A 19230-nucleotide genomic window follows, 5' to 3' on the forward strand; every position below is an offset into this window, starting at 1 on the left:
TCTTTCAGCTTGGATATTCACTACTTTTGAAAGCAAAGAAGTATATATACTACTTGATTATTTGCTCTAAATGCTTTAAAACTTAAAGCTTTAAAAATATTAAAATTTAAGACCTAGGAATGAATAATAATATAATTAATTTAATAGCCGCTATTATACTGTCTTTAAGTATAATTTTTGGTTGGCAGTATTTTGTTGTAAAACCTGAACAAAAAAAACAGCAACAGCAAATAGCAGTGCAGAAAGCAGAAAATTTAAAGAAACAACAGTTAAAAGCTTTAGTCGAACCTGCAACTGGTATTGTTGTTCAAGAAGAAAGTCAAGTACAGCGTATTAAAATAGAATCTGAATCACTTACCGGTTCTATTTCATTAAAAGGACTTAGATTTGATGATTTAATATTAAAGAAATATAAACAAGATTTATCTAAAAATAGTCCTGAAGTGAGATTATTTTCACCGGCTAATACAGAAAATGCATATTTTGCTGAAGTTGGTTTAGTTAGTAATTTATCTAGTGTAAAACTTCCTAACAACGATACTATATGGAATAGTGATAGTGAAATATTAAGCCCTGAAAAACCTGTTCATTTATTTTGGGTTAATGAAGACGGAGTTAAATTTTTAGTTACTATTACTGTCGATGAAAACTATTTATTTACTATAGAGCAAACCATCGTTAATAATAGTGATAAAGAACTTCCTGTGCAATCTTACGGTTTAATAAATCGTAAATATATTGCCGTAGAGAAAGCGGTGAATATATTACATCAAGGACCTATCGGATGTATAGATGAGAATCTTAAAGAATATTCTTATGATGATATTAAAGATAAGAAAAGTGAAAAATTTGCAGCAAGTAAGGTGGACTGGATAGGAATTACCGATAAATATTGGTTATCTTCCTTGATTCCGGATAAATCAAGTAATTACAGCTCGAATTTTAATTATGCTCTTAAGCAAGGGACTGAAAGATATCAGGTAGATTTTATTTCACCGGTACAAATAATAAAGCCCGGCGAAAATTTTTCAATTAAAAGCAGAATTTTTGCTGGAGCAAAAAAAGTAGACTTGCTTGATAAATATGAAAAGCAATATAATATTAAATTATTTGATAGAGCTATTGATTTCGGCTGGTTCTATATAATTACCAAACCGGTTTTCTACGCCATGAATTTTTTCTATGGCTATGTCGGTAATTTCGGTGTTAGTATATTAATTGTTACGGTTATAATTAAGCTATTAATGTTTACTTTAGCGAATAAGTCTTATCGTTCGATGAAAAAAATGAAAAATTTACAGCCGGAAATCGATAGGATAAAAAATTTATACAGTGATGATAAAGCACGTTTAAATCAAGAAATTATGGCTTTATATAAAAAAGAAAAAGTAAATCCGGTAGCTGGTTGTTTACCTATACTTGTTCAAATTCCGGTATTTTTCTCCATTTATAAAGTATTGTATGTAACTATTGAAATGCGGCAAGCACCGTTTTACGGCTGGATTAAAGACTTATCTGCACCTGACCCTACTACTATTTTTAATTTATTCGGCTTATTACCGTTCTCGCCGTCGTCATTTTTAATGATTGGAGCATGGCCTATTTTAATGGCTATTACTATGTTCTTACAGCAAAAAATGAGTCCTGAACCTGCGGATCCGATGCAAGCTCAAGTAATGAAATTTATGCCGCTAATTTTTTTATTTATGTTTAGTAGTTTTCCTGTGGGACTTTTAATATATTGGTCTTGGAATAATATTCTATCCATCATTCAACAATATTATATTAATAAATTTAATTAATGAGAATAGATAAAAATTTACCTAATTATCTAACTATTGCTCGAATAATGGTAATTCCAGTTATTATACTGGTATTTTATATAAATAATTCACTTGCACGTACACTTGGGGCATTATTATTTGTTTTAGCTAGTATTACGGATTTTTTTGACGGTTATATTGCAAGAAAATATAATTTAGTTACAAGTTTCGGCAAGATGTTTGACCCTATAGCAGATAAGCTACTTGTAGGTTGCGTTATTATCATGCTACTAAAAAAAGATAAGGTAGATGAGATACCTTGCTTATTAATTTTAGCACGAGAATTTTTAGTTAGCGGTCTTCGGGAATTTTTAGCTCTAGTAAAGGTTAGTGTGCCTGTATCGAGACTTGCTAAGGTAAAAACGTTTTTACAAATGTTTGCTTTATCGATATTGATACTAGGCTCAAAAGGTTCAGGAATTATTTATTTAGATATAGTAGGGGAAATAATTTTATGGGTTGCCGCTTTTTTAACAATCATTACAGGTTATTCTTATTTTAAAGCCTGTAAGAAATATTTTTAAATAGGAGAATTTTATGATACATGTAAAATATATAATTTTATGGTTTATTATGGTGTCTAGTTTAAATCTTTACGCTGCTAACAATGATATAATTGCCAATAAGAAAGTTGTACAGGTAGAAGTAAGTAATGAACATTTAAAAACATTAAATGAAGCTTCTACTCTTTTAATTAGTTGTGTAGATTTTAGATTAATAGACGAAACAGATAAATTAATGAAGAAATTAGGATTAGAAGATAATTTTGATAAAGTATCACTGCCAGGTGCATCGCTTGCTCTCATTAATGACAAATATACTTATTGGGGAAAAACAATAGAAGATACTATTGAGATTTTGCAAGAATTACATAACATAAAACAAATTGTTTTTCTTGATCATAGAGAATGTGGAGCTTATAAAATACTTATAGGTCAGGAACAGCTAAATACCAAGGAAAAAGAAACGGCAGCACATGCAGCAATTTTAAACAAGGCCCGTGATATAATAAAAGAAAAATTCCCCCAATTAAAAGTTTATACTTTTTTAATGGGTCTTGATGGTGTAGTAGAGCAGATTTATGAAATACCTAGCTAAAAGCGGAGTATGTTGTATGGATAGGTTTATCCGTTATTGCGAGGACATTGCGTAGCAATTGACGAAGCAGTCTCAGGAGTTTGTTATTATTTCATGAGATTGCCGCCACATCCTACTGCTGCTCGCAATGGCGATTTTGGACCCGCACAATAACGGCTAAGAAAAGTAATTTATTTTGTATCTTTGCTCTTATTATCATTAGAATCAGCAGTATTATTCTTTTGGTCGTTTTCTACCGGTAGCTTAGAGATAGATAGTTTTTGTTTATATTTTTGTTGCTCTGCTAAAAAATTTTGAGCCTCTTTGGAAAGCCTGTTATATAGTTCACGTTTCTTCTTATTAATCTTGACTATTGCTACTCTATATTTTTGTATTTCCTCCCGTACTTCCGGTTTTATAGTACCGGCGTAAGCAGAAAAATCATCTATAATTTTTTGTGTTGTAACATCGTTAGTTTTTGCTGCATCTTTTTTTGAGCCGTCAGAAGTTGTACTTTTGGCAAAGCAGCTTATACTAAGTAAAATAGCTATTCCAAATATTATTTTTTTTATCATATAAACCTTAAGCCTTATTCTTGATAAGTAGATCATTTTTAAGTCTAATAGTCAATAGACTTCTTTTGGAACTCTACTTCTAGGGGGAATTTGTACGTCAATCCGGTACTCGCATCCTCACGTACTTTTTTATACGCTGCGGTGCTGCGTTCCGTGTTTCCTCCAAATTCCTCCCTATAAGCGAATTCGAAAAGAAGTCTAATATATAATAGAAATTATATATATTGTCTATTTGTATGTTATTGTTTGGTGAGTATAAATATACTAATAGTTGGGAAAAATATACAATATTATAATAATAACTTTCAAGAGTTTTATAGCAGAACAATCAATGCAGATTTGTCTGATAACTATAAAGCATTTACTAGTTATTGACCTGAACAAGCTCATATTTTAGATGTAGGTTGCGGAGTTGGTCGTGATACAAAGTATTTTTTAAGTCAAAGATATCAAGTTACTGCTTTTGACGGTTCAACCGAAATGGTTAAATGAGCTACAAAAGCAACCGGAATAGATGTACTGCACTCCACTTTTCAAGATATTTAAGGAGTCGTTTGATGGTGTTTGGGGCTCAAGCAACTCTCCTTTATGTACCTTATAATGAAACAATCAATGTGTAAAAAAATTTATGCTGTATTAAAGCCGGAAGGCATTTTTTATGTTTCTTACGGATACGGTTCAGATATTATACAACGTGATGATCGCGATTTTTACAATATGCATGAAGATACAATAAAACCTTATTTTAACAGGCTTTTTGAAATAGTTAAAATATGGACGGAAAAGAGTAAGAGATTCTCTCCAAGTAGAGAGGCATTATGGTTAAATTTTATTGTTAAAAAAGTAAAACAATATGATTAGATTAGTTTACTTATTTCTTGCTTTAAGAATCAGTTTTAAAATATACGCAAAGGAATATAAAGGCTTAACATATAATCGTTATGAAAAAGATAAGTGATTCATGCCTTAACTATTGATCCTAAGAATTTTGGGTTAAAACTAGTTAAAGCTCATAATCAGGTTATAAGGTAGAGAAACAGTAAACGTTATGGTACACCGCACTAATGCAGCTGCTGCTATTAATGTCGGATTCTTTGAAATCGCTGGTAGTGATGACGGCAGACCAAGTCTTACTTTAATGATAGACAGTAAGCTATTTAGCCTTAGAAAACAACTACAAAGTTTGTTAATTATAGATCAGGGCAATATTCAAATTACCAAGGCTAGTGCAAAAATTTTAGTAGCAATAGGCGATAAATCTGTTATTCCAAATCAAGTTAATTATTTTTCAAACCTAAAAGATATTACTTTCTATAATGATGTTTGGGCGTCTACCACATTAATGTCGTATACTAACAAAGAAATTTTGATTGATCAGAATAGGTCTAATTTTATTGTTACGGCAATAAGTAAGCATGGTGATAATCAAATTCCACAGAAAGACTTTAAGAAAGGCTTTATATTGTCCTTTCCACAAGCAACAAGTTTGCCGGTAGTAAATATAAATGATTCTGTAAAGTTAATTTTGGAATTTATCGATAAAGACGGTAAGCTTATAAATTTAAGTAACACTGCTTCAATAGTAACCGGTATTCCCTTATTGGTTCAAAACGGTAAAAATGTTGTAGATAATCCAAAACAAGATGATCCGGCTCATGCTCGTACTGCCTTAGGAGTGTGTAATGACGGCACTATAGTTATAGTTGTAGTCGAGCATATTTATAAGCAACATGTAAAAGACCTTAAGCTTGTGCAAGTAAGATCAATATTACGGAAAGAGAAAGAAATAAATGTTGATAAATTAATAATTCCTGAAGCTTTAAAAATTTTAGAAAAACACCTTGTTAATTATACTGTGATAGGATTAACTAAAACAGAACTTGCAGATTATATGTTAACTTGGATATGAATCGGCAATCAATTTAGACGGTGGCGGTTCTTCTACATTATTCATGGGCGGAAAAATTATAAATAATGTAACAGGTGATGAAGATGAAGCTTTAGGCGAACATCGTGTGCGTCCCGTATCCGATTCAATAGTATTATACCAAAAATAATATAAAGTAAATTTTCGCGGGAATGACATACTCAAATTTTAGCTAGAATGATATTTGAGATTTAGAGAACTCTAAGATTTTATATTTTCCTGCTCCATTGCTTTTTTACGCATTTCTAAATATTCTTCTTTAGTCATTATTTTTTTGGGAGCTACATAATCTAAAAATACTTTTCCGTTTAGATGATCGATTTCATGCTGGATAACTCTTGCTAAAAATCCTTCTGCGATACCTTGAATTTGATTGCCATTTATATCATATGTGTGATAATGAATTTTCTTGAATCTTGCTACTGGTCCTGTAGCATTTTCAACAGAAAAGCATCCCTCGTAATCTTCATGTTTATCAATACCTATCGGTTTATATGAGGGGTTAATCCAAATAGTTTTAGGCATTGTATCCTTAAGGTCAGGATGCCATTTTTTTAACTCTGCATCTTCATGTACTGCAAATATTATTATACATTTTGATATGCCTATTTGCGGTGCAGCAAGTCCTGCACAATTTTCTTCTTGATCATATTTCTTTTCTAAAATAGATATATCACGTAAATCTTCTGAAGATAATGGAAAGTTTAAAGTTTTTGCCTTTATTCTAATAGTTTTATCCTCTGAACTATTTAAGGTTTGAATGTTCAAAGTTACATATTGCGGTAATGAAATATTGTTTTCATTTTTCATATTACTTTTACAACCTGTTATAAAAATTATAGCAGTTAATAATAGAGCTGTTTTTAATTTGGACATATATTTTATTATTATAATTTATAAATAGAAAATTATAGATAGAAACTAAAATCAAGTAAATAAATTGTCATATTGCTTTTACGCATCCTATAGTTAATAATTTTATTTAATTTCTTTTGAGAAAAATCAATAGATTTGACTTTTCTAACATATTTTAGTATAATATTTATCTTCAAAATAAATAGAAAAATTTAATTTATGAATACTCCCAAAAGTGACAATTATCTCTCGGAACTAAGCAAGGTAATTTGGCCTATAGAAAGATATGAAAATAAGAAGTTTCTTCCTATGGCGTTTATGATGTTCTGTATTTTATTAAACTACTCAACGCTTCGTTCAATTAAAGACGGGTTTGTAGTAACAGATATAGGAGCAGAAGCAATAAGTTTTTTAAAAACATATATAGTACTACCTTCTGCCGTAATCGCTATGGTAATTTATGTTAAGCTCTGCGATATTTTAAAGCAAGAAAACGTGTTTTATGTTATTACTTCATTTTTCTTAGGGTATTTTGCATTATTTGCGTTTGTTCTTTACCCTTACCCTGATTTAGTTCATCCTGACCCTGAAACCATAGAATCTTGGAGTGTAGCTTATCCTAATTTCAAATGGTTTATAAGAATAGTTGGAAAATGGAGTTTTGCATCTTTTTATACTATGGCAGAGCTTTGGGGAACAATGATGCTTAGTTTATTATTTTGGCAATTTGCTAACCAAATTACTAAAACCGATGAAGCTAAACGTTTTTACTCAATGTTTGGTTTACTTGCTAATTTAGCATTGCCTGTAACATCCGTAATTATTGGATATTGCTTGCATGAAAAAACTCAAATAGTTGCAGAACATCTAAAATTTGTGCCTTTATTTGTTATAATGATAACAAGTAGCTTTTTAGTAATATTAACATATAGATGGATGAATAAAAACGTTCTAACTGATCCTAGACTTTATGATCCGGCATTAGTAAAAGAAAAGAAAGCTAAAGCTAAAATGTCATTAATAGACAGTTTTAAAATGATTTTTACTTCTAAGTATGTAGGTTATATTGCATTGTTACTTATTGCTTACGGTGTTTCAGTAAATTTAGTTGAAGGTGTTTGGAAATCCAAAGTAAAAGAATTATATCCGACGAAAGAGGCTTACACTATATATATGGGGAAGTTCCAATTTTATCAGGGTTGGGTTGCAATTGCTTTCATGCTTATAGGTAGTAATATTTTAAGAAAAGTATCATGGCTAACTGCAGCTATGATAACTCCATTAATGATGTTAATTACCGGTGCAGCGTTTTTTGCATTTATCTTTTTTGATAGTGTTATTGCTATGCATTTAACAGGTATTCTTGCTTCAGGTCCTTTAGCACTTGCTGTTATGATCGGTATGATTCAAAATGTTTTAAGTAAAGGTGTAAAATATTCTTTATTTGATGCCACTAAAAATATGGCGTATATTCCGCTTGATAAGGATTTACGAGTAAAAGGGCAAGCTGCTGTTGAAGTTATCGGAGGAAGATTTGGTAAATCAGGCGGTGCTATTATTCAATCTACATTCTTTATTTTATTTCCTGCATTTGGTTTTGTAGAGGCAACTCCTTATTTTGCTTCTATATTCTTTGTAATAGTAATATTATGGATATATGCCGTTAAAGGTTTAAATAAAGAGTATAAAGTTTTGGTAAATAAAACCGAAAAATAGACTCTGAAATTTGCTGTTTTTATAGTCGGAGAGTTTATAATATGACAAATACAAGATCCAAAATTAAAACTCCAAGATCGCCATATGTAAAAAAATATAATAGTTGGCGAGTAAGGATTTTGTATTCTATTATTATAGGTTACGCAACTTTTTATTTTTGTCGTCAGAATTTTAATATAGCAACTCCTGCTATAAGAGAATATTTTGGGGTTACTAAAACACAAATTGGTTGGATATTAACTGCTTCATCTATTATGTATGGAGTTAGTAAAGCGTGTAACGGGTTTATTAGTGATAAAGTTAATGCTCGGATATTTATGGTTTTGGGTCTTGTATTTGTCGGGATCATTACTATGCTAATAGGTTTTGCAGATTCTTTATGGCTTATAGGAATTTTATGGATAGCCAGTAACTGGTTTCAATCTATGGGCTGGCCTCCTGCAACAAAGATGCTTACTCACTGGTTCGCTTCAAAAGAACTTGGAACTAAATGGGCTATGGGTGCAACTTCTAATCAAATAGGTGGTGCCCTTGCTATGATAAGCTGCGGTTATTTAATTGATAAATTTGATTGGAGAGCTGCCTTTTTTGTTCCAGGTGTAGTTGCTTGTGTAGTATCGCTTTTTTTATATAATAGGCTTTGTAATTCTCCAAAAGAAGTAGGTTTATCTACCGTAGAGGAATATAAAGAATATCCACCTGAAGCTATAGGAGATTATGAGAAGCTATTAACTCCACAATTACTTAGAATGGTCTTTTGTAATAAGCTAATATGGTATGTTTGTTTAGCAAACATGTTTGTTTATATAATACGTTCCGGAGTAATTTATTGGGCTCCAACATTTTTAAAAGATTTACGTAATATAAGTCTTGCAAATGCAGGCTTACAAGTCGGTTTATATGAAATGATAGGTATCCCAGGGGCATTAATAGCAGGTGTTTTATCTGATAAACTATTTCAAGGTCGTCGAGGTCCTGTTGCATCCATATGTATGGTATTGCTTAGCTTATTGTTAGTCTTGTTTTGGAAACTTCCTATTCACAGTGAATTATTAAGTATAGTAATTCTTTCTTTAATAGGCTTTTTTGTTTCAGGACCTCAGCTCCTTGTAGGTATAGCAGCTGCTGATTTTAGTACCCGTCAGGCTGTCGGTACGGCTAATGGATTATCAGGGTTATTTGGTTATTTAGGAGCGGCTATTGCGGGAGTTGGCGTAGGATGGATTAGCGATAATTATGGTTGGAATGGGGTATTTATATTTTTCAGTATTTCTGCTCTTTTAGGAGGAGGGTTATTTGCTTTAATATGGAATTGTTCAGCTAAAAAATACATTTAATAATTATAATAAATAGGTTACAAAATGACAATACAATATACTTTTTCAATGATTAAGCCTGATGCTATCAAAAGGAATAAAATAGGGCAAGTTAATACTTACTTAGAAAATGCCGGTTTAAAAATAGTGGCTCAGAAAATGAAATTTTTAACTAAATATGAAGCTGCATGTTTTTATGATGAGCATAGAGCAAGACCGTTTTTTAATAGCTTAGTTGAATATATTACTTCAGGAGCGGTAGTACTTCAAGTGCTTAAGGGGGAGGATGCTATAACTTTAAACCGCACCGTTATGGGGGTAACTAATCCTGCTGAAGCTGAAGCAGGCACTATTAGAAAAGATTTAGGCGAATCAATTGAGGCTAATAGTATTCATGGTTCAGATAGTGAAAATAGTGCGAAAAGAGAAATCGAATTTTTCTTTAATAAATCTGAAATTATAGAATAATTAATGCTAAAATATGACGTAATAGTTATAGGCGGTGGACATGCAGGCGTAGAAGCAGCCGCTGCGTCTGCACGTCTTGGAGTTCCTACTCTCTTAATTACGTTAAAACCGGAAAATTTAGGCGAAATGTCTTGCAATCCAGCAATCGGTGGCATTGCAAAAGGCACATTAGTTAAAGAAATCGATGCACTTGATGGGTTAATGGGTTATGTTATAGACCAAGCCGGTATACATTATAAAATGCTGAATGAGACTAGAGGACCAGCAGTTTGGGGACCTAGAGCTCAAGCTGATCGAAAGCTTTATAAAAAAGCGATGTATCAAATATTAACAAATTATCCTAATCTAGATATATTATATGGAAAAGTGGAAGATATAGAAATTAAATCTTCTAAAATTGAAGCGGTTATTTTAAATAACGGTAGCAAAATTCTTTGTCAAAAAATTATATTAACTACAGGTACTTTCCTATCAGGTCTTATTCATATTGGACAAAAAAAAATTCCTGCCGGTAGAGTAGATGAAGAGCCTTCGTATGGATTATCAAATACATTAAAACAAATAGGTTTTAAACTGGCTCGTTTAAAAACAGGTACACCGCCTCGTATTGATGGACGTACTATTGATTATAGTAAAACAATTTTACAACCTGGCGATAAAATTCCTCGTCCTTTTTCTGAATTAACAAATATTGTTAATGTTTCTCAGATAAATTGTTTTATCACAAAAACAACCTCAGAAACTCATGATATTATACGTGAGAATCTTGATAAATCGGCAATATATTCAGGGCAAATAGAAGGAATAGGACCGCGATATTGTCCTTCTATTGAAGATAAAATAGTCAGATTTAGTACAAAATCAGAACATCGTATATTTTTAGAACCTGAAGGGTTAGATGATTATACGATTTATCCAAACGGTATTTCTACTTCTTTGCCTGAAGATGTGCAACATAAATTAATCAAAACAATACCAGGATTAGAAAATGTAAAGGTTTTACGTCCAGGTTATGCTATAGAATATGATTATGTTGATCCACGTGAAATAAGTGTTACGCTAGAGACAAAAAAAATAGCTGGATTGTATTTGGCCGGGCAAATTAACGGTACTACAGGATATGAGGAAGCCGCAGGGCAAGGTATAATAGCCGGTATAAATGCTGCTTTAGCAGTAAAAGATCAAGCACCGTTTATGTTAACAAGAGCAAACAGTTATATTGGAGTAATGATTGACGATTTAACAACATTTGGTACTATAGAACCTTATCGTATGTTTACTTCTCGTTCAGAATATAGATTATCTTTAAGAGCAGATAACTCTGATTTACGTTTAACGGAATTAGGGATGAACATTGGAGTCGTATCAGAAAAACGTAAAAAAATATTCACAAAAAAATGTGAAGATATAGAAAAAATAAAATCATTATTAAATACCTTGTCTTTAACTACTAGTACACTTGCTAAAATGGGTATACAGGTTGCACAGGATGGTACATATAAAACAGTATTAGACTTATTTAAAATACCTAATTTTAATGTTGAACAAGCTATTAAAATTTTTCCTATTCTTAAAGAAACACAAAATAATAACATTTTGCAATTACTCTATATTGAAGCAAAATATGCTTCATATTTAACTAGACAACACGCAGATATTAATTTATTTCAAAGTGAAGAGGCGCAGTTCATACCTAAAAATATTGACTATTTTAAAATACCAAGTATATCATTAGAGATACAGGAAAAACTTTCTTCCCATAAACCTACTACTATTGGTGTAGCACGTCGAATTCCAGGGATTACACCTGCAGCAATTACGGCTATTATAATTTATTTAAAAACTAAATATAGTGATGGAAGTTCCACGTGAAATAATTGAAAAGTTAGAAATTTTTCAAAAGTTAGTTAAAAAATGGAATAAATCAATCAATCTTGTATCGGATAATACTATACATAATTTTTGGCAACGTCATATATTAGACTCATTACAATTAATACAATATATTGATAATAAAGAAGTACATTTGGTTGATATAGGAAGCGGTTCCGGTTTGCCTGGTATAGTATTATCTATAGCGGGGGTAGCGCAAGTAAGTTTAATAGAAGCTGATTTACGTAAATGTATATTTTTAGAAAAAGCATCAAAGATATCAAATAATAACATACAAATAATCAATCAAAGAATAGAAAAAGTAGAAATAGATTGTAGTATATTAACTTGTAGAGCTTTCTCTAACTTAAATACAATATTTAATTGCATAAAAAATATTTCAGTACGAGAAAAATTTTTGTTATTAAAAGGAAAAAATTATTTAACTGAAATAGTAGAAGCTAAAGAGAGATGGTTATTTGGTTATTTAATACATCAAAGTATTACTTGTGAAGAAGGGAAAATTCTAGAAGTTAGTAATTTAACAAAAATGATATGAAAGTAATTGCTATTGTTAATCAAAAAGGAGGGGTAGCTAAAACTACAACTACTGTAAATTTAGCTACAGCTTTTGCTGCTGTAAATAAAAAAATTTTAGTTATAGATCTTGATCCTCAAGGGAATAGTAGTACCGGTTTTGGAATTAGTCAGCAACAACGCAAAAATACTATATACCAAGTATTAACAAATTTAATAGAATTGCAAGATGCAATAATTTCTACAGATATACCAAATTTAGAAATAATTACTTCAAACACTAATCTATCTGCGGCTGAATTAGACTTAACAAAATTAAAGGACCGAGAATATATTTTAATGAAGCTATTGGCAGAAATAAAAATATTATATGATTATATAATTATTGATTGCCCTCCTTCATTAAATTTATTAACGGTAAACGCTTTAGTTGCAAGCGATGAAGTACTGATTCCAATGCAATGTGATTTTTATTCTTTAGAAGGATTAAGTCATTTGTTAAAAACAATTGAAATTGTAGAGAAAAAATTAAATCCTAAGATAAAGATTGCAGGTATATTATTTACAATGTATGATAAGCGTAATCGTTTAACTGAACAAGTAGAAGATGATGTTAGAAAATGCTTAGGAGAATTAGTATTTAAAACCGTTATTCCAAGAAATATTAAACTATCTGAAGCTCCTTCATATGGAAAACCGGCTATTATATATGATTATAAATGTTCGGGAGCAGTTGCATATATAGAACTTACGAAAGAAATCTTAGAAAGATATGGCGAAAAATAAAGGACTAGGAAGAGGATTATCTTCATTACTTGGAGAAGAAGTTATTTCTATAGAATCAGAAATAGTACAAATAATAAATATTGATAAAATAAGACCAAACGAGAATCAGCCTAGAAAAAACTTTGAATATGATAAAATAAAAGAATTAGCAGATTCTATATTGAATAATGGTTTATTACAGCCTATTATTGTTGATAATAATTTCCAAATTATAGCAGGAGAGCGACGCTGGCGTGCATGTAAATTAGCAAAAGTTTTAGAGATACCGGTAATTATAAAAAATTTAGATGCTAGAGAAAGTATGGAAATAGCATTAATTGAGAACATACAAAGAACTGATTTAACAGTGATGGAAGAAGCTCGTGGCTTTAAATATTTAATAGAAAATTTTAATTATACGGCAGAAAAATTAGCTGAAAGGCTTGGTAAAAGTCGTAGTCATATAGCTAATTTATTAAGGCTTAATAATTTGCCGCAGTCTATTCAAGATAAAGTAAATGAAAATATACTAAGTATGGGTCAAGCTCGGTGTTTAATAAATCATGAACATGCAGAAGTAATAGCCGATCATATTATAAATAATGATTTAAATGTACGTCAAACAGAAGAACTAGTAAGACAATGGTATAAAAATGGGTATACAAAATCCCCGAACAATAATAACAAAATAGGAAAGCGTTTTTTAAAGGACAACACTACGGATAATGATCTAGAATTATTAGTAAAAGCTTTATCAGAAAAATTTGGTATAAAAATAACAATAGAAAATTATCCATTAGGCGGAAAATTAATATTTCATTATAAAGATTTGGAAGAATTAGACTTGATATTGTTTAAATTAAATTAAAATGCATATGGAAAAATTGTCAATAAGCTTGAACGAAAAATTATAAGTATAAAAGTATACACAATCCTCAAGCTGCTAAAATTAAAGTATATATACAGCATTTTATTGCTTAAAATAAATATCTAAACGAGAAAAAAACAATGATAGAAATTACAATATCTAATTTTGAATTATATGCTCATAGAGCAATAAATTCATACAATACAGTAGTAAATATATATATCGGTGTAATATAATAATATAAGGGAATAAGTAATTTATGTCATATCAATATGTTTATGAAATGGTTGGTTTAAGCAAAATTATAAGTGGTAAACGAATTTTAAAAGAAACAAATTTATCATTTTTACCAAAAGCTAAAATCGGTATAATAGGTCCAAATGGAGTAGGCAAATCGACTTTATTAAAAATAATGGCAGGTATTGATAAAGAGTTTGAAGGTAAAGCAACAGCTAAAATTGGTATAAAAGTAGGATATTTACCTCAAGAACCGTATCTTGATGCTAGTAAAAATGTTTTTGATAATATCATAGAAGGTCTTCATGAAAAGAAAAAACTTATTGATGAATTTAATTATATAAGTAACAAATTTGCTGCTGAAATCACTGATGAAGAAATGCAAAAGCTTTTTGATAAACAAGCAGAATTGCAAGAAAAAATAGACAATTGTGATGGATGGAATCTAGAACGTGAAATAGAGATCGCAATGCTTGCTTTACGTTGCCCACCAAAAGAAGCAGATATTACAAAAATTTCCGGTGGAGAAAAAAGAAGAGTGGCTTTATGTAAATTGCTTTTAGAGAAACCTGATATGTTGTTACTTGATGAACCTACAAATCATTTGGATGCAGAATCAGTTTCTTGGCTTGAGGATTATTTAAAGCATTATGAAGGTACTGTAATAGTAATTACCCATGATCGTTATTTTTTAGATAATGTTACAGAATGGATATTAGAAATAGATCGTGGAAATTGTATACCGTGGGAATCAAATTATAGTTCTTGGCTTGAGCAGAAGCAAAAAAAAATAGCTTTAGAAAGTAAAGAAGACGATGATAGAAAAAAACAATTGAATCGTGAACTTGAATGGATTCGTCAAACTCCAAAAGCTAGACAATCAAAAAATAAAGCACGTATTACAGCATATCAAGAGTTATTAAATAAACAACAAGAACAAAAAACTGATCCTACTCAAATAATTATACCTAACGGACCTCGTTTAGGTGATCTTGTTATTGAAGCAGAACATATAGCTAAAAAATTTAATAATAAAATATTATTATCAGATTTTAGTTTTAAAGTTCCACGTGGAGCTATTGTAGGAATTATTGGACCGAATGGAGTAGGTAAGTCTACTTTGTTTAATATTATTACAGGTAAAATAATGCCAGATAGTGGTTCTATTAAAATTGGTCAAACGGTAAAATTAGGTTATGTCGATCAATCACGGGATCATTTAGATGATAATAAGACTATATGGGAAGAAATTTCAGAAGGTTTAGATGAATTACAACTTGGTAATAGAATAATTAAAAGTAGAGCTTATTGTGCAGCTTTTAATTTTAGAGGCGGTGATCAACAAAAAAAAGTTGGACAACTTTCAGGTGGAGAACGTAACAGAGTACATTTGGCAAAATTACTAAAAGAAGGAGCAAATGTTATATTATTAGATGAGCCGTCTAATGATTTAGATATTGATACGTTAAGAGCACTTGAAGATGCTATTTTAGATTTTGCAGGTTGTGTATTAGTGATTAGTCATGATAGATGGTTTTTAGATAGAATAACCACTCATATTATATCATATGATAAAGAAAATAATGCTACATGGTTTGAAGGAAATTATCAAGATTATTATGAATATATGCTCAGTACTAACGGGGAAAGTATTTTAAATCCAAAATATAAACATAAGAAATTAATATAAATATGTCTTTAACGCAAATATTATTAATTTTGTTTGTAGGAATATTGGTAACAAAACCGCATGATATTTTTATAATTATTAAAGAATTAAAAAAAATAAAAGCGTATTTAATTAATATTAAGTCATCTATTGTAAAAAATATAGATGAACCGTTAGAAACAGAGCAGGTAAATTTTTATTTAAAAAAAATTATTAACCTAGAAGGTTATTATCATGGTAGTTATGATTTAACGACAATAAAAGAAAAATATTATACACTAATAATTAATAATGACTTAATAGAAAATGAATCAGTACCTGATATAACAGAGAAACACTAATCCGTGCCTCGTTCAATTAATTAAATCTAAGAATCATGCAAAAAGTAGTAAAACTTAACAATATCAAAATAGGAAATGATTTACCGTTTGTTCTAATTACAGGGCCTTGTCAGATTGAAGGAAAAGATCATGCGTTGTTTATGGCAGAAAAACTTGTTAAATTAACTAGCAAGCTTGAGATTCCATTTATTTATAAATCTTCTTTTGATAAAGCTAATAGAACTTCCGTACATGGGATTAGAGGAGTTGGTATTGAGAAAGGTTTAGAAATTTTATCAAAAGTAAAATCTGAATTCGATTGCCCTATTGTTACTGATGTTCATTCAGAGAGTCAATGTACTGAAACAGCCGAAGTAGCAGATATTTTACAAATTCCAGCATTTTTATGTAGACAAACCGACTTGCTTCAAGCTGCAGCAAAAACAGGTAAAATAGTAAAAGTAAAAAAAGGACAGTTTCTAGCTCCGTGGGATATGAAAAATGTACAAACAAAACTAGACGCTTTTGGAGTAAAGGATATATTATTCACAGAGCGAGGAACATGTTTTGGCTATAATAACTTGGTATCTGATATGCGTAGTCTTGCAATAATGGCAGAGTTAAATGTACCTGTAGTTTTTGATGCCACACATTCCGTTCAGCAACCGGGCGGGCTAGGAGGTAGTACCGGCGGAGAAAGAAAATATGTAGAGTTACTTGCAAAGGCAGCAACTTCTGTAGGTATCGCCGGTATGTATATGGAAGTACATCAAGACCCCGATAACGCTCCAAGCGATGGTCCATGTATGATGAAGTTGGATAATCTAGAGTCTATTCTTATCAAACTAAAAAAATATGATAAAATTACAAAAGAAAAATAACTTCAAATTTTACCTTTCAAAATATATATAAATATCCCCTATTAATTCAATTTTAAAATAGAAGTAATAATTTTTTACAATATAAAAAATAGAACTTTCTTATCGTTAGAATTTCACAAATTCGCCTTTAAATCTTTGTTGTAAATTTACTTATTTAGAATTTTTTTAAATAGTATTAATATTTATTTATTCAGTTTATAGATCAAAAATGTTTTTATTTGTATAAATGCAAGTAAGTTATAGATATAATTATTATATGGAATCAAATAAAAGCAGTTGGCAGTACACTGCTTGGTAGTCCTAAACAGGAACGAGGTTTAAAAAATATAAATGATTTTTTGACGGAGTAAATAATAATATAAAATTAAAACCTTCTCAAGTAACCAATAATGTAGAATCTAATAAAGAACAAAAAAAAATATTATAAAGAAGCATTAGAATGGCTTGATAAACTTACGGGATCGCAAGCTGAGCATATTATTATATCTATAAATGAAATAAAAGCCAATGCTCATTATTATTTAGGTATGATCTATGAAAATAGTAAATCGGAATTAGATTGGTTTAGAGCAATAAGAGAATATATTAGTGCTCCGGAAATTGAGAAAGATTTTAACTTTCTCTATAACCATGATACAATTCCGTACATTTTTAGCAATATTTAAAAAATAGGTGGATTATTTTAAATTTAGGGAGATTCTATAAGGACGAAAATAAAAGCGAAATAGTAATTAAATTGCTTCAAGAAGCAATAAAATATTTCAAGGTAAGTTTAAGTATAGACCCGATAGAAGAGTGTAGTTTTATTCTTAGAGAAATTTTTAACATCCCTAAGAATAAAAAAGAAGTAGAGCATTATCTGTCTTTAAAAAAAGATCTTTATATATCTTTAGAAGAATTTTTATTTAAATTTAATTTAATACCGCTAGCTGCTTTTGAATATTTAAAGGCTGCAAGTATAGCTAGCCCTCAGGAAGAACAAAAATTATTGTTAAAAGTTCATAAAGTTTATAGTACGGAGATGGAGGAAAATACTGCTTTTATACGCTCAATTCTTGACAAAGGTAAGATAGAAGATCTGAGTTTAGCTACTAAAGAGGCTGACAGAACAAAATTTTTAAGTGATACACAGACTATAATAAATGATTTTGTTTCACTGCCGGAGCTGCAAGCCAAGGAGTGGCCAGAAGTACAACAAAATCAAAATGAGCAATTGACTAATAATCTAACAAGAAGTAAACAAATGCCAATTAATACAGGACATAGGCATTGGGTAAATATGAGATAATGATACAAATAAGATAATATTTACTTATAATGATCCTTTGGGCCGATCGTTAAATGATCGTCCTGACTTAGTAAAACTTATTACCGAGGTTTGCTCTAATGCAGAAATAATGGATTTAAAAACTCAACAACAAGAAGAAGGAAATACTTAGGACTACGGAGTATTTGGTATGCGATGATTTAATAAGACAATCTCAAGGCCTTAAAATTCTCTCTACGGAGCAATGTAAAGGACAAGGACTAAATTTAAGAAAATCTCAAGCTGAAACATTAAAACAAAGTTTAATAGCTCTCAACAAGTCCAAGAACAAAATGTTTATATTAACATTAGATAGTAATGCTTCAGATAACGAAGAAGATAAAGATAATAACGTTAATAGTAATGAAGTAGAGAGTCCTCCTTATGATAATAATGACGAAGTTGAGGTAGGTGGAGCAACTATGCAACTTAATGATTAACATTAAAAGTTTGACGTTGCTATGTCATTGCTGCTGTTGCAGGAATGACATTGGCATTCTAATAACAATGCCTACTCGCAATACTTGCATTTACACCGAGAAAGAATTACCGCAGCCGCATTTTGCTTTAGCTTGCGGATTACTAACGTTGAAATATGAACTGCCTAGTTCTTCTATAAAATCAAGAGTGCAATCTAGCATAAATTTTTGAGAGATAGGATCAATAATAATTGTAGCATTATGTTTAGTAATGACATAATCATCTTGCTCTATATTATCTTTTGAGACTAGTTCGTAATTATACATAAGTCCTGAGCAACCGCCGCTATCAACCGAAACTCGCAGTACTAAATTCTTATCTTGTTCTAGCTTTACTAACTCGCAAACCCGTTCAAAAGCTCTATCAGTAATTGTTATCGTCACTTAAAATTACCTTGTAAAAGTCTCATAAATTATATAGTATATCTTGATATTTTTCAAGTTGGTTTTGTTGTGTGGATACCCAATCGGCATTGCGAGCAGCCGTAGGCTGCGTGGTAATCTCATGAAATAATAACAAACTCCTGAGATTGCTTCGT

23 protein-coding genes and 2 pseudogenes are annotated in these 19230 nt (G+C 30.5%); 21 read left to right on the forward strand and 4 right to left on the reverse strand.

Annotated elements, in window-relative coordinates; translation table 11 throughout:
- Positions 1-119 precede the first annotated feature (119 nt).
- Genes yidC through TENJIKU01_RS05530 form a run of 3 tightly spaced genes read left to right on the forward strand, consistent with a single transcriptional unit; the run spans position 120 to position 2921 of the window.
- Entirely contained in the window at positions 120-1802 is a 1683-nt protein-coding gene (yidC, locus tag TENJIKU01_RS05520) for a membrane protein insertase YidC (protein WP_064429516.1), read from the forward strand.
- A complete protein-coding gene (pgsA, locus tag TENJIKU01_RS05525) occupies positions 1802-2347 on the forward strand; it encodes a CDP-diacylglycerol--glycerol-3-phosphate 3-phosphatidyltransferase (RefSeq protein ID WP_064429517.1) in 546 nt (181 codons plus the stop codon). The genes yidC and pgsA overlap by 1 nt, the downstream gene beginning before the upstream one ends.
- 13 nt (positions 2348-2360) lie before the next feature.
- Positions 2361-2921, forward strand: coding sequence for a carbonic anhydrase (locus tag TENJIKU01_RS05530; protein ID WP_064429518.1), 561 nt, complete (start codon positions 2361-2363; stop codon positions 2919-2921).
- Between the two features lie 170 nt (positions 2922-3091).
- On the opposite strand, the gene TENJIKU01_RS05535 is transcribed toward TENJIKU01_RS05530, so the two are convergent.
- Together TENJIKU01_RS05535 and TENJIKU01_RS07840 are read right to left on the reverse strand one after the other, a co-directional pair.
- Positions 3092-3475 carry a hypothetical protein gene (locus tag TENJIKU01_RS05535; protein ID WP_064429519.1) on the reverse strand — a complete coding sequence of 128 codons (384 nt, stop codon included), beginning with the start codon at positions 3473-3475 and terminating at the stop codon, positions 3092-3094.
- Between the two features lie 50 nt (positions 3476-3525).
- A pseudogene (locus TENJIKU01_RS07840) lies at positions 3526-3675 on the reverse strand (palindromic element RPE1 domain-containing protein); the annotation flags it as partial.
- A 190-nt stretch (positions 3676-3865) separates the two neighbouring features.
- Between TENJIKU01_RS07840 and TENJIKU01_RS09865 the strand changes: the two are divergent.
- The 4 genes from TENJIKU01_RS09865 to TENJIKU01_RS07850 all read left to right on the forward strand — a co-directional run bounded on the left by TENJIKU01_RS09865 (position 3866) and on the right by TENJIKU01_RS07850 (position 5532).
- Positions 3866-3967 carry a methyltransferase domain-containing protein gene (locus TENJIKU01_RS09865; protein WP_227780038.1) on the forward strand — a complete coding sequence of 34 codons (102 nt, stop codon included), beginning with the start codon at positions 3866-3868 and terminating at the stop codon, positions 3965-3967.
- A gap of 120 nt (positions 3968-4087) precedes the next feature.
- Positions 4088-4336: a hypothetical protein gene (locus tag TENJIKU01_RS09870; RefSeq protein WP_227780030.1), complete on the forward strand. Its 249-nt coding sequence runs from the start codon at positions 4088-4090 to the stop codon at positions 4334-4336.
- A 481-nt stretch (positions 4337-4817) separates the two neighbouring features.
- A complete protein-coding gene (locus tag TENJIKU01_RS05545) occupies positions 4818-5384 on the forward strand; it encodes a phosphodiester glycosidase family protein (protein ID WP_371440167.1) in 567 nt (188 codons plus the stop codon).
- A 43-nt stretch (positions 5385-5427) separates the two neighbouring features.
- Positions 5428-5532 carry a hypothetical protein gene (locus TENJIKU01_RS07850; protein ID WP_227780031.1) on the forward strand — a complete coding sequence of 35 codons (105 nt, stop codon included), beginning with the start codon at positions 5428-5430 and terminating at the stop codon, positions 5530-5532.
- A 71-nt stretch (positions 5533-5603) separates the two neighbouring features.
- Here TENJIKU01_RS07850 and TENJIKU01_RS05550 read toward each other — a convergent pair whose 3' ends face one another.
- Complete coding sequence (locus TENJIKU01_RS05550) at positions 5604-6278, reverse strand: peptide deformylase (protein WP_064429521.1); 675 nt, start codon at positions 6276-6278, stop codon at positions 5604-5606.
- Positions 6279-6476: 198 nt separating this feature from the next.
- On the opposite strand from TENJIKU01_RS05550, the gene tlc1 reads away from it, so the two are divergent.
- The 14 genes and pseudogenes from tlc1 to TENJIKU01_RS08985 all read left to right on the forward strand — a co-directional run bounded on the left by tlc1 (position 6477) and on the right by TENJIKU01_RS08985 (position 18652).
- Positions 6477-7973 carry an ATP/ADP exchange transporter Tlc1 gene (gene tlc1, locus TENJIKU01_RS05555; protein ID WP_064429522.1) on the forward strand — a complete coding sequence of 499 codons (1497 nt, stop codon included), beginning with the start codon at positions 6477-6479 and terminating at the stop codon, positions 7971-7973.
- A 41-nt stretch (positions 7974-8014) separates the two neighbouring features.
- Positions 8015-9310 carry an MFS transporter gene (locus TENJIKU01_RS05560; RefSeq protein WP_064429523.1) on the forward strand — a complete coding sequence of 432 codons (1296 nt, stop codon included), beginning with the start codon at positions 8015-8017 and terminating at the stop codon, positions 9308-9310.
- 24 nt (positions 9311-9334) lie between these two features.
- On the forward strand, positions 9335-9757 hold the full coding sequence (ndk, locus tag TENJIKU01_RS05565) for a nucleoside-diphosphate kinase (protein ID WP_064429524.1): 423 nt from the start codon (positions 9335-9337) through the stop codon (positions 9755-9757).
- Positions 9758-9760: 3 nt separating this feature from the next.
- Positions 9761-11629: a tRNA uridine-5-carboxymethylaminomethyl(34) synthesis enzyme MnmG gene (mnmG, locus tag TENJIKU01_RS05570; RefSeq protein ID WP_064429525.1), complete on the forward strand. Its 1869-nt coding sequence runs from the start codon at positions 9761-9763 to the stop codon at positions 11627-11629.
- Positions 11610-12188 carry a 16S rRNA (guanine(527)-N(7))-methyltransferase RsmG gene (gene rsmG / locus TENJIKU01_RS05575; RefSeq protein ID WP_064429526.1) on the forward strand — a complete coding sequence of 193 codons (579 nt, stop codon included), beginning with the start codon at positions 11610-11612 and terminating at the stop codon, positions 12186-12188. Before mnmG ends, rsmG begins: the two co-directional genes overlap by 20 nt.
- Positions 12185-12952, forward strand: a complete 768-nt coding sequence (locus TENJIKU01_RS05580) for a ParA family protein (RefSeq protein ID WP_010976770.1) — start codon at positions 12185-12187, stop codon at positions 12950-12952. Before rsmG ends, TENJIKU01_RS05580 begins: the two co-directional genes overlap by 4 nt.
- On the forward strand, positions 12939-13799 hold the full coding sequence (locus TENJIKU01_RS05585; protein ID WP_064429527.1) for a ParB/RepB/Spo0J family partition protein: 861 nt from the start codon (positions 12939-12941) through the stop codon (positions 13797-13799). The genes TENJIKU01_RS05580 and TENJIKU01_RS05585 overlap by 14 nt, the downstream gene beginning before the upstream one ends.
- 259 nt (positions 13800-14058) lie before the next feature.
- Entirely contained in the window at positions 14059-15726 is a 1668-nt protein-coding gene (gene ettA / locus TENJIKU01_RS05590; RefSeq protein WP_064429528.1) for an energy-dependent translational throttle protein EttA, read from the forward strand.
- 2 nt (positions 15727-15728) lie between these two features.
- On the forward strand, positions 15729-16046 hold the full coding sequence (locus TENJIKU01_RS05595; protein ID WP_004996813.1) for a DUF2672 domain-containing protein: 318 nt from the start codon (positions 15729-15731) through the stop codon (positions 16044-16046).
- A gap of 35 nt (positions 16047-16081) precedes the next feature.
- The gene (kdsA, locus tag TENJIKU01_RS05600) at positions 16082-16906 is read left to right on the forward strand and encodes a 3-deoxy-8-phosphooctulonate synthase (protein ID WP_064429529.1); all 825 of its coding nucleotides are present in this window, start codon (positions 16082-16084) and stop codon (positions 16904-16906) included.
- A 527-nt stretch (positions 16907-17433) separates the two neighbouring features.
- Positions 17434-17571, forward strand: a complete 138-nt coding sequence (locus tag TENJIKU01_RS08980; protein ID WP_172795051.1) for a hypothetical protein — start codon at positions 17434-17436, stop codon at positions 17569-17571.
- A gap of 71 nt (positions 17572-17642) precedes the next feature.
- Positions 17643-18183, forward strand: a pseudogene (locus TENJIKU01_RS05605) (hypothetical protein).
- A gap of 48 nt (positions 18184-18231) precedes the next feature.
- Positions 18232-18345, forward strand: coding sequence for a hypothetical protein (locus tag TENJIKU01_RS10765; protein WP_371440165.1), 114 nt, complete (start codon positions 18232-18234; stop codon positions 18343-18345).
- 13 nt (positions 18346-18358) lie between these two features.
- Entirely contained in the window at positions 18359-18652 is a 294-nt protein-coding gene (locus TENJIKU01_RS08985) for a hypothetical protein (RefSeq protein WP_064429530.1), read from the forward strand.
- 90 nt (positions 18653-18742) lie between these two features.
- On the opposite strand, the gene TENJIKU01_RS05615 is transcribed toward TENJIKU01_RS08985, so the two are convergent.
- A complete protein-coding gene (locus TENJIKU01_RS05615; RefSeq protein WP_064429531.1) occupies positions 18743-19075 on the reverse strand; it encodes an iron-sulfur cluster assembly accessory protein in 333 nt (110 codons plus the stop codon).
- Positions 19076-19230: the final 155 nt, after the last annotated feature.

The sequence above is a fragment of the Rickettsia sp. Tenjiku01 genome (assembly GCF_001653015.1).
Taxonomy (GTDB): domain Bacteria; phylum Pseudomonadota; class Alphaproteobacteria; order Rickettsiales; family Rickettsiaceae; genus Rickettsia; species Rickettsia rickettsii.